Source organism: Komagataeibacter xylinus (assembly GCF_004302915.1).
In the GTDB taxonomy this organism is placed as follows: domain Bacteria; phylum Pseudomonadota; class Alphaproteobacteria; order Acetobacterales; family Acetobacteraceae; genus Komagataeibacter; species Komagataeibacter xylinus_C.
In genome coordinates this window covers 88,114-101,615 of sequence record NZ_QQBI01000004.1, presented here as the reverse complement: position 1 = coordinate 101,615, position 13,502 = coordinate 88,114, and the positions used below count along the sequence as shown (strand labels likewise).

The 13,502-nt window shown below is 57.5% G+C and carries 11 protein-coding genes and 1 tRNA gene; 1 reads left to right on the top strand and 11 read right to left on the bottom strand.

Annotated elements, in window-relative coordinates; genetic code table 11:
• Positions 1 to 8: 8 nt before the first annotated feature.
• On the bottom strand, positions 9 to 980 hold the full coding sequence (locus DV027_RS04265; protein ID WP_130730684.1) for a glycosyltransferase family 2 protein: 972 nt from the start codon (positions 978 to 980) through the stop codon (positions 9 to 11).
• Positions 981 to 1,280: 300 nt separating this feature from the next.
• Here DV027_RS04265 and DV027_RS04260 point away from each other — a divergent pair, with 300 nt between their 5' ends.
• A complete protein-coding gene (locus DV027_RS04260) occupies positions 1,281 to 2,936 on the top strand; it encodes a glucosyltransferase domain-containing protein (protein WP_130730683.1) in 1,656 nt (551 codons plus the stop codon).
• A gap of 391 nt (positions 2,937 to 3,327) precedes the next feature.
• On the opposite strand, the gene DV027_RS04255 is transcribed toward DV027_RS04260, so the two are convergent.
• From DV027_RS04255 to DV027_RS04210, 10 genes are all read right to left on the bottom strand, one after another.
• Complete coding sequence (locus tag DV027_RS04255; RefSeq protein WP_130730682.1) at positions 3,328 to 4,455, bottom strand: hypothetical protein; 1,128 nt, start codon at positions 4,453 to 4,455, stop codon at positions 3,328 to 3,330.
• Positions 4,456 to 4,541: 86 nt separating this feature from the next.
• On the bottom strand, positions 4,542 to 5,567 hold the full coding sequence (galE, locus tag DV027_RS04250; protein WP_130730681.1) for a UDP-glucose 4-epimerase GalE: 1,026 nt from the start codon (positions 5,565 to 5,567) through the stop codon (positions 4,542 to 4,544).
• A 212-nt stretch (positions 5,568 to 5,779) separates the two neighbouring features.
• A complete protein-coding gene (locus DV027_RS04245; RefSeq protein WP_130730680.1) occupies positions 5,780 to 6,031 on the bottom strand; it encodes a hypothetical protein in 252 nt (83 codons plus the stop codon).
• Between the two features lie 14 nt (positions 6,032 to 6,045).
• Complete coding sequence (locus tag DV027_RS04240; RefSeq protein ID WP_130730679.1) at positions 6,046 to 7,443, bottom strand: amidohydrolase family protein; 1,398 nt, start codon at positions 7,441 to 7,443, stop codon at positions 6,046 to 6,048.
• A gap of 87 nt (positions 7,444 to 7,530) precedes the next feature.
• Positions 7,531 to 7,860, bottom strand: a complete 330-nt coding sequence (locus DV027_RS04235; RefSeq protein ID WP_130730678.1) for a hypothetical protein — start codon at positions 7,858 to 7,860, stop codon at positions 7,531 to 7,533.
• Positions 7,861 to 8,107: 247 nt separating this feature from the next.
• Positions 8,108 to 8,710 (bottom strand): class I SAM-dependent methyltransferase, encoded by a 603-nt coding sequence (locus tag DV027_RS04230; protein ID WP_130730677.1) that lies wholly within the window; start codon positions 8,708 to 8,710, stop codon positions 8,108 to 8,110.
• A complete protein-coding gene (locus DV027_RS04225; protein ID WP_130730676.1) occupies positions 8,703 to 9,707 on the bottom strand; it encodes an HNH endonuclease family protein in 1,005 nt (334 codons plus the stop codon). The genes DV027_RS04230 and DV027_RS04225 overlap by 8 nt, the downstream gene beginning before the upstream one ends.
• 389 nt (positions 9,708 to 10,096) lie before the next feature.
• Positions 10,097 to 10,172: transfer RNA gene (locus DV027_RS04220), tRNA-Glu, on the bottom strand.
• A gap of 73 nt (positions 10,173 to 10,245) precedes the next feature.
• Complete coding sequence (gene recJ, locus DV027_RS04215; RefSeq protein WP_408884449.1) at positions 10,246 to 12,096, bottom strand: single-stranded-DNA-specific exonuclease RecJ; 1,851 nt, start codon at positions 12,094 to 12,096, stop codon at positions 10,246 to 10,248.
• A 64-nt stretch (positions 12,097 to 12,160) separates the two neighbouring features.
• On the bottom strand, positions 12,161 to 13,501 hold the full coding sequence (locus DV027_RS04210) for a homoserine dehydrogenase (protein WP_130730674.1): 1,341 nt from the start codon (positions 13,499 to 13,501) through the stop codon (positions 12,161 to 12,163).
• Position 13,502 lies beyond the last annotated feature (1 nt).

Sequence of the window (13,502 nt, the reverse complement as noted above, 5' to 3'; positions counted from 1 at the left end):
CAACGGCTTTACCCGTCATGCCTGACATGGCTTTCAATATGGGAGCGGGGCCTTTTCTTGGCTTCGATGTAGATCTTGCCGACATATTCCCCGATAATGCCCAGCGAGAGCATCTGGACGCCGCCCATGAAGAAGATGGAAAGCATGACCGAGGACCACCCCGCGATTGTATGGCCGGTCAGTTTCAGAACGAGAATATAAGCTGTTGCGCCAAGCGACAGGATGGAAATACAGAAGCCGAGATAGGCGATCATGCGCAGGGGGGAAATGGTCATGGAGGTAATACCTTCCACGGCCAGGGCGAGCATCTTGCGTAACGGGTATTTGGATTCCCCCGCCGTGCGGAGGCCGCGCGCGTAATAGACTTCCGTCGAAGGAAAGCCGACCAGCGGGACAAGACCACGGATATAGGCATTGCGTTCGGAATATTCCAGCAATCCACTCAGGGCGCGCTGGCTGAGAAGGCGGAAGTCGGCATGGTTGAAGACCTGCTTCACGCCCATGACACTCATCAGGCGGTAAAATCCTTCGGCGGTCGAGCGCTTGAACCACGTATCCGACTCACGGGAAGCGCGCACGCCGTACACAACGTCATATCCCTCCCGATAGGCCTGCACCATTTTCGGGATGGCGGTTATGTCGTCCTGCAGGTCGGCATCAATGCTGACGATGGCGTCCGCATCAGGCCGGGCGGCCTCAAGTCCTGCCAGAAGGGCTGACTGGTGCCCGACATTACGGGAAAGTTTCAGTCCCTGAACGCAGGGTATCCGTGAACTGGCCGCCGCGATCTGCTCCCATGTGGTGTCCTTGCTGCCATCATCTACAAACAGGAGATAACTGTCAGCCTGGATCAACAGATCTTTTTTCATCTCATCCAGCAGCTTTCCCAGTTCCTGCTGGCAGTATGTAAATACTTCTGCCTCATTGTAGCATGGCACAACAATCGCAAGCCGGGGCGGAGGGTAACGTAATACAGTCATCAGAAAGACACTTTCAGGAAGGCAGGAAGAATTTTATCGCCGATTTTATCATAAAACGCCCGATATTCTAACTGCCAGGGCAGGCACCGTCATGCGGGATATCTTCGGCATCGCGCGGAAGGCGGATGCATCAGGTCTGCCTGCGTTGTTTTCAGTCTAATGCGGTTTTCTCGGGTTTGATTGAGGCATGGTTGGAATGATTGATGCCTGCCGGTATTTTTTTTGAAGGGGATTTTCAAGGATACAAAATTTATTTTATAAAGTATTATACTTTTTTGCTGAGGGCATTGAGATTACATTATGATTTTTCCATTCGAGGCCTCGAAAGGCAATGCCGCATCTTCATGCCTTTTGAATAAAGAATTCACTATACGTTCGTTGTTATTCTTTTTTGTCTTTCTTGTATTTTCCTATCCGATCATTCATGCCAGCGTATATTACGCCGATGATACGCCACATACGTTGTATGGAATACATTGGGAACGCGATGGGCGCCCATTGGGTCAGTTGCTGATCCTGTTGATGGGAAGATTCTCGATTGTTGATTATGCACCTCTTCCCCAACTGTTCGGGTTGCCATTTATTGCCATGGCACTTGCGGCGTTCAGTATCAGATGGGGATATAGTAGAGTATCTTCCATAATATGCCTGTCTTTGATTGTATGTAATCCATTTTTCATGGAGAATATTTCATACCGGTTTGACAGCATCATAATGGAGATGGCAGTTTTTTGTAGTATCATGCCGTTTTCCATAGAATTATTCATGAAAAGATTTGACCGTAAATCAATATATTTATGGAAATTTGCTTCAATTATCGCATGCCTTAATCTGTATCAGTCCGCCATAAATATATACTTGTCTTTAATTTTACTTACGATCGTGTTGTCCTTAATGAAAAAAGAAGATGCAAGTAAGGTTCTTAGAGAAGCTTTTTATAATGTTATTATATTAGGATTTGGATTGTTTGCTTATAAACTGGAGACATGTGTACTGCCAGGCGGTGACCACTATGCAGATGCCCATAAAGAGGTTGTTCATTCTGTTGCCGAGATTTTCAAGAATATACCAGATTTCAGTCTTGTGATTGCCCCGGCCTTGATAAAAGGCGTGCAGAGTATAATTTTCTCGGTCATTCTTGTGCTGGGCTCCATAAGCCTTGTGCTGCGTGTCATAAGAATGCTTCGTAAGGGTGATCTGACGCCAGCTTCTGGCGCCCTTGTCATTTTTTGCCTTGCCGTCCTGCCCTTGTGCATACCCGGCATCCTGCTGCTGCTTGCCCATCCCGTCTATGCTGCGCGGGTCATGACCGGCTTTGGAGCGGTTTGCGCCTGTTTCTTCACGTTTCTCCTGGGGCCTGCGCCTTCTTTCAGGCGGCATGTATCCTACATCCCATGTGTGCTTGTGGGGTTCGGCCTGTGGTCAGAAATGACAATGTCGGCTGCCTATGCCAATGCCCTTGCGGCCCAGTCCCGTTTTCGGGATCAGATGGCACAGGCCATGGTTGATGATGCCGTTCAGTTGGCACGTGAAGCCAATCTACCGGATGGGGAATCCTTTTGGTGGAGTACCCGCGGCAATGAGCCAATCGCTCCACTGGCTCTGCGTACCCTGTTTAAATATCAGGTATTGACGGACATGGTGCTTCCTACCGAGAAGCCTCTTTTGCCATCTCCATGGATGATGCATTCGATCATGTTGGCCCAGGGCTTGCCAAAAAATTTCCCTTCTACGGCCCGTGAGCACGATGAAGGGAAATGGATGTGGGAAGCGCTGGAGACCGACCTCCAGAACTGCGCCATTGATGGAAGCCGCGAGCATGGCCCGTTTATCACTTATCGGATCGGGGCTTTCCTTATCGCCGATTACGACAAGAGCTGTGTCTTACACGGCAATAAATATGAGCATGCTCCCTCTACCCGGACGACCGTTTTCCGGGGCAGGGCAATCGAGTAACTACGCTATCGGGGAAGAAATGCCCCATGTCCGGCTTCCGGGCATGGTGGGGTCTGGTGCGGTGGGTAGGGTGCCATGTCAAAATTGCCCCCTATTGCGGCCTTACCCTTTTTCTGCCGTGTGTCGGTGTGATCAGCACTGGGGCAGGCCAACAGATGCAAAAAAGTTTCAGAGGGTGTCCATTTTTCAATGGACACCCTCTGAAATTTTCAAACTATTTATTGTGTTCTTTGTCATTCTGGATGGAGATCTTTAAATATGTATCCCGGCTCATCGAATGATCAATAAAGTAATGTCGGTACTCCGGAGTGACATGAGGGTGTATACCCACCCAGAAGGAAATTACGTCAAAAACCAAGAGTATGATCGATATATAGGTATATTTTTTCATTTAAACGAACCATATCTTCCCATGGAACCATATTTTTATTGCAACGATATGTAGAACCAACAGAAGTGCTAATATTTTTTTCTGTCGGGCTGGTGGCTGAGAAAGAGTTGATAGCGCAAGAAATTCCATCACCAGAGGGTTCGACAGTGCATATCTTTCAATAGACTGCAACCCGGTCGATGCTGCGATGAACGCGATAAAAGTCATAAAGGAAGCTTCAAAATACCACTTCTTTTTGTACATTTTATAAAGAACGTACATAACAAAAATAGAAAAAACAACAAATGACCTTTGGTTCTTCTCTTTCAGAGCGTGCACAAACTGTACGGGAAGCCAATCAAATTTTCTGAACCAGGCAACCTCTACATGAGAGAATGCAAACCCATCTCCCGTAAGATGAAAAAGATACAGGACATAGAGTGAAAGACCGGCACCCGCCGCTGAAACCAGCAGGGTACTTTCCTGTAGACGGATGAATACGTTTTTCCAGGATAGGGATTGGTTTTTTACGTAAGTTTTAATGAAAAACAGCCATGCTGCTATAAAGGCAACCGATATAAATCCTGTCGGCCTGGATAGGCCAATAAGGAAACAGAAAAAAGCAGCCCATTTAAGATAATTTTTTTGCAGGAGTATCAGTATCAATATCAGCAGCGTGCCATATACGCCTTCTGAATATTCGGACGTGTACCACAAATTAAAGGGGAAAATAACAAAAAATATGGCAAATTTTATTCTATCTAGCGTGATGGATCGATCACGCAGGTGCATATGGCACAGATATATCAGTATTGGCCATAGTATTACATTGACCAGCAGTTCTGCTGCCAGAGGGGGGATGCTTAAAGCACTATGAAAGGCATAGGCAATGGCAGGATAAAGCGGGAAAAAGGCCCAGTTGCCCTCGGCAAGTCGACTTTGATCGTACCAAAATGGCTGCGTGGCATAGCCATTTTTAACGATATCCGTATACCAGAAGCAGTCCCATTGACAGGTTGCATCTGTTATCGAACGGTGATGTGCCAGTAAAACCAGTAGCCCAAAGTTAAGGCAGCATAAAGCACAAATAAAAACAAAGAAGTATAAATTATTGCTCTCTATGTTGCTTTTTAATTTATTATAATCCATAATTCCCTCATCTTTTTACTTCTTATTATACAGAAATCATGAATCTCATAGCGTTACATCAACAAATGTAAGTGTGACGTAACCTCTTACGAGAGAGCAAAAGAACGGCTGTGGGGATTATGAAAAGGGAATGAATCATAACCATTGGGATGCTTCTCGAACCAGTCAAATGCAGTTTCAACAATGGTATCGAGATCGTGGAATTCGCTTTTCCATCCCGTTTTTTTGCGAAGAAGATCCGAACTGGCGACCAGAATAGCAGGGTCACCTTCCCGACGGGGGGCCCAGCGCCAGTCTAACCGCCGCCCGGAAACGCGTTCGACGCTCTGGACGACCTCGAGATTGGAATATCCTTTCCCATTCCCGATATTATAGACCATACTTTCCTGGCCAATCGTGCCCAGGGCGGCAAGATGGGCTTGTGCAAGGTCGGTTACGTGCACATAATCACGAATACAGCTCCCGTCAGGTGTATCGTAATCATTGCCAAAAAGTTCCAGATAGGGCCGTTTGCCCAGCGCGACTTCTATGGCCAGGGGAATGAGATGCGTTTCCGGGCGATGATCTTCTCCCGCGCGGCCTTTTGGGTCGGCTCCCGCAGCATTAAAATAACGCAGGCAGGCGCTACGCAGCCCATGCACGCGCTCTGCCCAGTAAAGGGCGCGCTCGGTCATGAATTTGCTTTCCCCGTAGGGAGAGCAGGGCATGATAGGATAATCTTCGGTAATAATTGAACCGTCTTTGTTATCGAAGAGTGCCGCTGTTGAAGAGAAAATGAAAGCGGGCACTTTATGGCGGACTGCCAGATCGATAAGAGAGAGACTGTCCGAGAAATTCTGTTGCAGGTAGGAAAAAGGTTCAATCATGCTTTCCGCAACGATAGACTTTGCGGCAAAATGCATAATGGCATCCCAGGGGCCATCACTCAGCACGTCATCGATCAGGCTTACGTCGGAAACATCGCCCAAAATAAACGTTGCGGCCGCAGGCACGGCCTGCCTGTGTCCGTTACTGAGATTGTCGAGTACTACAACGTCATGTCCCAAGTCCAGCAGTAGCAGGACAATATGACTCCCGATATAGCCAGCTCCCCCTGTTACAAAAAACCGCATATAAACCTTAGGAAAAATGTATCGTTATGTTACTTTATGTCCAATATCATTGCAGTGATATGCTGTAAAGGCAAAAAAATATTGAGGAACTGATTTCCCGTCTGGGGCTCTCCCCTGAATTCCTCGCCTTATGTCAGCCTTGGATTTTTAAGAAAGTTTTGAAGAGTACTGCTTTTTTAAAAAAAGGCGGAAGCTGGAAGCCTTTATTATGTTTAAGGGCCACCAAAGAATGCATCTCCCATGTAGTCAGGCGGTCCCCCGTCCAGCCCTTCAGCCTCGAAGCCATTATTATACGGGCCGGAATAATATCCCATGCCGTAATCATGTTCATTCCAGTCATTATTCGCAATCATCGGGCCATCCGGGCCGGAAAGCTGGGGGCCCTGAGGCCCCGCGCAGGCGCCCAGGGCCCCCAGCAGCGACAGGAGCAGGCTCAGGCGCAGGGCGGTCTTGCGTGCGGGCATGAAGCGGGGTCCTGTCATTTGGGGGGAAGGGGCTGGCCGGGCAGTGGGCCTGTAACTGGCTGGCCACGATGCCAGACCTGCCGGATCCGGTCCAGCGCGGCAGGCTCCACCGTGGGGTTGCCCTGCACCACCAGCAGGTCGGCCCACTGGCCGGGGGCTATGGTGCCCCGGTCGCTCAGGTGCATGAGGTGTGCGGCATCGCCCGTGGCCAGCGTAATGGCCTGGAGCGGTGTCAGCCCCGCCATGATGGACAGGCGCACTTCCCGATGTTCCGCAAAGCCGGGAATGCGTACCGGCGTGGCCCCTGAATCCGTGCCGAAGCCTGTGGCAATGCCCGCGCGGTACACCGCCATCAGGTTTTGCATGTTCATGGCCAGCGCCCGGTGGGCGGCGGCACTCAGCGGGGCGGTCAGCGTTCTGGCCCGCCAGGCGGGGTCGGCAAATTGCTGGCGCAGCGCGGGCGAGAGGCCGAAGGACAGGAAGGGGTCATCCAGCCATTCCGGGTGCTCGGCAAAGATGTAACCGGCCTCGTCAAGCGAGAGCGTGGCGATATAGCCCGTGCCCTGCGCGTGCATAGCATTGATCAGTGCCGGGTCTAGGGGCCGGTCGCGCACGCCATGGGCCAGAATGTCCACGCCCGCCGCCACCAGCGCGCGGGCATCGGCCAGGTCATGAATATGGGCCGCAACCCGCTTGCCCCGCGCATGGGCCTGCGCAATGGCGGCGCGGTAGATCGCGGGCCGCATCTTGGGCAGGGGGCGCGCGCCGGGCACGCCGTTGCGGAAATCATCCACCCAAAGCTTGATCAGGTCCGTGCCTTCATCAACCATGCGGTTGACGGCGGCGCGCGTCTCGGCAGGCGTGGTGGGGCGAAAGACCTGGTCGGGGCCGATATGGAACATGTTTTCAGGCGGCACGCCATCAGGGGCGCCAATGCCCTGATCCACGCCAAACAGGTCGGCACCGGGGTTGAGGCCTGCATGCTGTTCGCGGCGCAGGTCATCGAACAGCGGCGAGCGGTTCAGCCCGAGTGCGACCACCGTCGTCACGCCGTACCGTTCATACTGCGCAAGTTCGGAGAGGATATTGGCGCGGTTGTAGTTTTCCGCCCCGTTATGGGTGCCGCTGACCTGACCCACATGGCTGTGGTCCGAAATCAGCCCCGGCAGCACGCTTGCGCCCGACAGGTCAAGCACGTGGGTCCGGGCGGGCGGCTTTAGCCCATGCCCCGTGGCGGCGATATGCCCGTTTTCGATCAGGATATCCGTATCGGGCTGCGCAGGCTGGCCCGTGCCGTCAATGACGGTGGCATGGCGCAGCAGCACGGGTTTTGCCGCCTGGGCATGGGCGGTGCCGCACAGGGTGGGCAGGCTGGCCAGGGCGGCCATCAGGGCAGGGCGGATTCGGGGCATGCAGAACCTCCATCAGGCACGGGCAATGATGCAGTGTTGACCATCGGGCGGGGCTGCGTCCATTCACGTCCGTGCCGGTCAGGCGGTTCAGCCGGGCAGGCGCGTAGCACCCCCTTCGATCAGGTCGGCAAAGGCATCCTGCACGTCGCCACTTTCAGGAAAGCAGACAAGAACGTCATCGCTTTCCGCTTTCGCCTCGCGCGCGGGTTTGACCACGCTCTCCCACTGGCGCGAAAGGGATGTGACCGTGCCGATTTCGGGTTCGACAAACTGCCACGACCCACCCTTGGCCGTTGACCCCATGACGGTGGTGAGCAGAAACACGCCCGCCTGGTCCGGCAGGGGCGAGGGCACGCGATGAAACTGGTAGAGCGTGCCGGATTTTCCAAACAGCGTGAATGAATTCCACGGTTCCATAAGCCTGTTACCTCCCTCGGTAGCAGGACGGAGTATGCCATACTTCACCATGATGGTGGAAAGGTGATGCAGGGCCTGCCAGCCATGCGGGCGGGGTGTGAAACGCGATGGAAAACAGAAGTTTCCGAATGCCGCTTGTCGGCCGCAAACCAGCCATCCGCCAATCATCATGCACGCAATACGAGGCTGTTCATGTCTGGAACGGGAAGAGTTCATGAAAGCGGGAGGGCATGAACGCGGCCAGTCTTCACTTCAGGTCAAAAACCGCATTCAGCCACGTTACTGATGGCCGATCTCCCGCCTGGTCTGTCGTGATGGAACAGAGCCGTAGCCTCAATGGGGTGTTCCTGATCGTATTTTGCAGTTTCTCTTCGGTCATATCAAAAAAATAACGACCGTTTTCAACCCTTCCACCTGTTCCTGCCTTGAACGAGGCATAACCCGTCCCTGAGGGTTTCAATGCCTGTGCCAGTCTTGTCAGAGCCGTTTCGATTTCTGTCGGGGGCAGATGCAGGAGAGCGGCACAGGCCCAGAAACCATCGAACCGGTTGGTCCAGTCCAGTTCCGCAAACGTCATGTGATGCACCGAAACCGGATGTCCCGCTGTTCTTTTACGTGCCAGCCTGACCATGGCGGCGCTGCCATCCATGGCGGTAACGCGATGCCCGGCACGGGCAAAGGCCAAGGCATCGCGCCCCACTCCGCAACCGGCGTCCAGAATATGTCCGCCGGGGGAAATATTGAGCAGGAAAAGCCCATGAATCGCCTTCATGTCCACGCTGGCGGTACGCGCCTCAAAACGGCTGGCGTTTTGATCATACCATGCCAGCGTATCGGGAACCTCAGTCATGATGTTTCTCGGCTGGTTCCCATGTATGGATCAGGGCGTCACGGGCGATCTGTTGCCGGGAGCGCAGGAAGCTGCGCCGGGCCTCCTCGCTCTGGCCTGTCTGCAGCATGATGGTTTCACGCAGCGGGTGATGGCTTTCGACCAGCCATGAATTGCGGGCGTGCAGCCGCGCGACAAGCCTGTCGGATGGCACGCTGGCAAACTTGCCGCCTTCGCCCCGGTTGCAGCCCCGGCAGGCCAGGACAAGATTCCATATCCCGTCAGCATCCGGCATCAGGCCGCGTTCCCGCAGCATCCACGGAAAGAAATGGTCCACGTCCGCTGTCGCCAGTGGCATGTCGCACCCGCAATAGAAACAGTGGCCTTTCTGGTAGCCATTCAGCGATGGGCGGACGCGGCTGAGCGAGACCCGCCGCACTTTCTGTACAAACAGTTCCTGCGTTTCGCTGTCCAGTTGCACGGCCACATTGGCGCGCGGCAGGTCGTACTGCCATGCGCCTTCCACCAGTCGCCACCGGGCTTCCGTCTCTTCCGCCAGATCATTGGCCCGGAACCGTTCGCGCAATTCATAGAGTTCATCCGTCAGGCGGATGGCAGGCGGGCCGCCGAGTGTGCGTTCATCCATGAAAAAGCGGTGCGGCACCGGACCCTTGCCGACCATGTGGAAGGCATCGATCACGTTGACAAACCCCAGCTTGGTCGTGGCATCGCGCAGTTGCGTTGCGGTAATTTCGTCGCGGTTGAATGCGCGGCAGGTATCGAGAAACCGACTGGATCGCGATGTGCCCTGCCGGTCCACACGGGCCAGGTGCTGGCACAGATGCCGCGAAAACGGTTCCGCCAGATCACTCAGCAGGACTCTGGTCGTAGGCCGCTCCGCCATTTCCAGCAGGCTTTGCGCGAGCGCGAATTTATAGGACGCGACATTGCGCCCGAACAGCACGACCGCACGCCATGATGTATCCGGTTTCGGGCGATCTGATAGAAAAGGGGTCATGCTGCGCAACCAGACAGGGAAGAGGGCCGGACAGTGCAGGGTTGATGATGGGGCCAGCGCATTGGGCCAGTTTTGCCCGGCCAGTAACCGCCACGCAAGGTGACGGTCATCATCCTGATTGTTCTGATGCGGTCCTGAGTGTGTCTGGTTACGCCATCAGGCATCATGGCGATGGGCCACGATGCCACACACCCTTGGGCAGCGGCCTGCCCGTGGCGGTATCAATATTTGTTTTCTGTGATTCGCGCATGCGAAACCCTGATATCACCGCGCCATTCCTGCCTGACGGAAACCCGTCCGGTTCAGAATTGGCTCAGGGCCCAACAAACTGGAAATCAGGAAAGTGCCTGTAATCAGCCAAGACCCGCAGTAAATTGCGGTAAAGTAGCTGGCGTCCCGTACGGGATTCGAACCCGTGTTGCCGCCGTGAAAGGGCGGTGTCCTAGGCCTCTAGACGAACGGGACTAAAGGCGTGAGCGGTAACTATCCCGCCACGGGGTGCGGGTCAACCCCCCTGATGCAAAAAAGACTGAAATTATTAAGCGATCGCCACGTCGCGGATGAAGAACGTGGCCGATGTCCGCCCGTTCCAGCTCTCGGCCCGCAGCCAGCCCGCAAGGTGTAGCGGGGGTGCGTCACGATCTTCCAGCACCGGGGCGATCGGGCTTTCATTGGCGCGGAATACCAGCGCCTTGAGCCGTGGGCCCCGGCCTTCACCCTGGAGTGTCAGGCGCAGGGTGTTGCCCTCGCGCCCGATCCGCTCGGCATAGGCCACGCGCACGCGGGGCAGGGCGATGAGCGGCTCGTCATTGCCCGCGCCAAAGGGGGCGAGGCGGTCCATGTCGGTTGCAAGCGCCACGTCGGCTGCGGCTACGTTCACCACGGCATCGATGGTCAGGTCGACCGCATCGGGCAGGTCGGCGGCGGAGGCCAGGTACCGGTCGAGAAAGTCGTGCAGTGCGGGAACCCCTTCGGCGGGCAGGCCAAAGCCCGCCGCCATGGCGTGGCCGCCGCCCGATGTCAGCAGCCCTGCCTGGCGCGCGGCAATGATGGCGCCGCCCAGATCCTGCCCCGGCACGGAGCGGGCCGAGCCTTTCACGCTGCCATCATCAAGTTCCGCGCCCACCAGCACGGGGCGGTTGAATTTTTCCTTTATGCGCCCGGCCACGATGCCCACCACGCCGGGATGCCAGTCGCGCCCGCTCAGCACCAGCACGGCATGGCCCTGTTCGCGCTGGGCGGCGGCGAGTTCCATGGCGCGGTCCAGAATGCCCGCCTCCACGCTCTGGCGGTTGTGGTTGACGGAATTGAGCTTGTCGGCCAGCGCCTGTGCCTCGGCCGCATCATCTGACAGCAGCAGGCGCAGCCCCAGCCCGGAATCGGCAATGCGCCCCCCGGCATTGATGCGTGGCCCCAGCGCAAACCCGCAGGTAAAGGCGGAGAGCGGGTCACGCGCGCCCGCGGCCTCCAGCAGGGCGGCAAGCCCCGTGCGCCCGCGCTGCGCCATGATGTTCAGCCCATGAATCACGAAGGCGCGGTTCAGCCCGGTCAGCGGCATCACGTCGCACACGGTGGCCAGCGCCACCAGGTCGAGGCTGTGCTTGAGCTGCGGGTCGGGATGGGTGCCAAACCACCCTTCGCTGCGGAGCAGGCGCGTGGTGGCCCCTGCGGCCAGGAAGGTCACCGCTGCGGCGCAGATGTTGCGCAGGCCGGAGGGGCAGTCAGGCCGGTTGGGGTTGACCGTGGCCAGCACGCGGGGCAGCGCGCCCTGCACCTGGTGGTGGTCGAGCACGATCACATCGCAGCGCTGGCTGACATGCTCGAGCACATCGACCGCCGCCGTGCCGCAGTCGAGGCAGATGATCAGGCTTGCACCCTGCTCCTGCATGGCTTCGATGGCGGGGATGTTGGGGCCGTACCCCTCCGTCATGCGGTCGGGGATGTGGGTGAGCACCGTGCAGCCCTGCGTGCGCAGGAATGTGGTCAGGAGTGCGGTCGAGCACGCGCCATCCACGTCGTAATCGCCAAACAGCCCGACGGTCTCGCCATTGCGGATGGCGCACGCCATCCGCCCGGCGGCCACGTCCATGTCCACCAGCGTCGAGGGGTCGGGCAGCATCTGGCCCATGGCGGGCCTGAGGTAGTCCGCCACCTGTTCGGGGCTGATATGGCGCAGCGCCAGCATGCGGCCCACGATCTCGGGCAGGCCGGTCTGCTGGGCAATGGCCATGCCCATGCGGTCGGCATGGCTGGCCTGGCTGCCCGCGCGCCATGTCCATCGCCGCCCTGTCACGCTGCGGGTGACCCCCAGCACGGCGGGCGTTGCCCCGTTTTTTGCCAGTTGTGTGGCAGGGGCGGGCGATGTCAGGTCGGTAACGGGCACGGGCAGGTCCTTGTGCGGGGGCCGGGGCAGCGACGGGGCGCGGATGGACGGGCGCCCACCCGCGCCGTTCCTAGCCCGCGTCGATGCGGATCAGGGCAGGCTCGTCCAGCACGGCGGTCAGTTCGGCAATGTGATGCAGGGCGTGCTGCATGGCTGCCTCGTCGGTCTTGTGGGTCAGCAGCACCAGCGGCACGGCATGGGTGCCGTCGGGGCGGGTTTCATGCGCATCGGCATGCTGGAGCATGCTGCGCAGCGAAACGCCATTGTCACGCAGCACGGCGGTAATGTCCGCAATCACGCCGGGGCGGTCTTCCACGTTCAGGCGCAGGTAGTATTCGCCCACGAACGATTTGGCGGGCAGGGCCACGGCCTGCGTCAGGCTGTCGGCATCGCAGCCCCATACGGGAATGGCGGCCCCGCGCGCGATGTCGATCAGGTCGGCGCATACGGCGGTGGCCGTTGGCCCTTCGCCTGCGCCCCGGCCCTCAAGCATGAGGCGGCCGACAAACGCGCCTTCCGCCACCACGGCGTTGAATACGCCATTGACCTGCGCGATCGGGGCATCCTGCGGCACGAGGCACGGATGCACGCGGGCCTCGATGCCGTTTTCATGCTGGCGGGCAAGGCCCAGCAGCTTGATGCGGTAGCCCATCTTGCGCGCGAACTGCAGGTCAAGCGCGCCAATGCGGCGGATGCCCTCGATGAAGACGGAGGCGAACACCACCGGCCGCCCGAAGGCCAGCCCCGCCAGGATGGCCAGCTTGTGGGCGGTGTCGATGCCATCGACATCGGTAGAGGGATCGGCCTCGGCGTAGCCCAGCTTCTGGGCATCGGCCAGGATCTCGGCAAAGTCGCGGCCGGTCTCGTGCATCACGCTCAGGATGTAGTTGCACGTGCCGTTGAGGATGCCGCCGATTTTAAGAATGCGGTCCGCCGCCAGCCCCTCGCGCACGGTCTTGATGGCGGGAATGCCACCGGCCACCGCCGCCTCGAACATCAGCGGCACGCCCGCCGCCTGTGCCGTGCAGGCCAGTTCCGCGCCGTGGATGGCGATCAGCGCCTTGTTGGCGGTCACCACCGGCCTGCGGTTTTCCAGTGCGCGGGTCACGGTCAGGCGGGCAGCGCCCTCGGCGCCGCCAATCAGCTCGGCCACCACGTCCACGTCCGGGTGGGCGGCCAGTTCCTCGGGCGTGTCGCACCATGCAATACCCGACAGGTCGACCCCGCGGTCACGCGTGCGGTCGCGCGCGCTCACGGCGGTCACCACCAGTTCGCGCCCCGCGCGGGCGCGGATCAGGGCCGCATTCTCGCGCAGCAGCTTGACAACGCCGGCGCCAACCGTGCCCAGCCCCGCAATGCCGATGCGCAGGGGCGGTTTGGGGGCGGGCGTGCAACAAGGGGTAGAAGTCATC

What these genes read in the sequence shown, in the direction of transcription:
- DV027_RS04265 (WP_130730684.1), bottom strand. Translation starts at nt 980, where the DNA reads ATGACTGTATTACGTTACCCTCCGCCCCGGCTTGCGATTGTTGTGCCA.
- DV027_RS04260 (WP_130730683.1), top strand. Translation starts at nt 1,281, where the DNA reads ATGATTTTTCCATTCGAGGCCTCGAAAGGCAATGCCGCATCTTCATGC.
- DV027_RS04255 (WP_130730682.1), bottom strand. Translation starts at nt 4,455, where the DNA reads ATGGATTATAATAAATTAAAAAGCAACATAGAGAGCAATAATTTATAC.
- galE (WP_130730681.1), bottom strand. Translation starts at nt 5,567, where the DNA reads ATGCGGTTTTTTGTAACAGGGGGAGCTGGCTATATCGGGAGTCATATT.
- DV027_RS04245 (WP_130730680.1), bottom strand. Translation starts at nt 6,031, where the DNA reads ATGCCCGCACGCAAGACCGCCCTGCGCCTGAGCCTGCTCCTGTCGCTG.
- DV027_RS04240 (WP_130730679.1), bottom strand. Translation starts at nt 7,443, where the DNA reads ATGCCCCGAATCCGCCCTGCCCTGATGGCCGCCCTGGCCAGCCTGCCC.
- DV027_RS04235 (WP_130730678.1), bottom strand. Translation starts at nt 7,860, where the DNA reads ATGGAACCGTGGAATTCATTCACGCTGTTTGGAAAATCCGGCACGCTC.
- DV027_RS04230 (WP_130730677.1), bottom strand. Translation starts at nt 8,710, where the DNA reads ATGACTGAGGTTCCCGATACGCTGGCATGGTATGATCAAAACGCCAGC.
- DV027_RS04225 (WP_130730676.1), bottom strand. Translation starts at nt 9,707, where the DNA reads ATGACCCCTTTTCTATCAGATCGCCCGAAACCGGATACATCATGGCGT.
- DV027_RS04210 (WP_130730674.1), bottom strand. Translation starts at nt 13,501, where the DNA reads ATGACTTCTACCCCTTGTTGCACGCCCGCCCCCAAACCGCCCCTGCGC.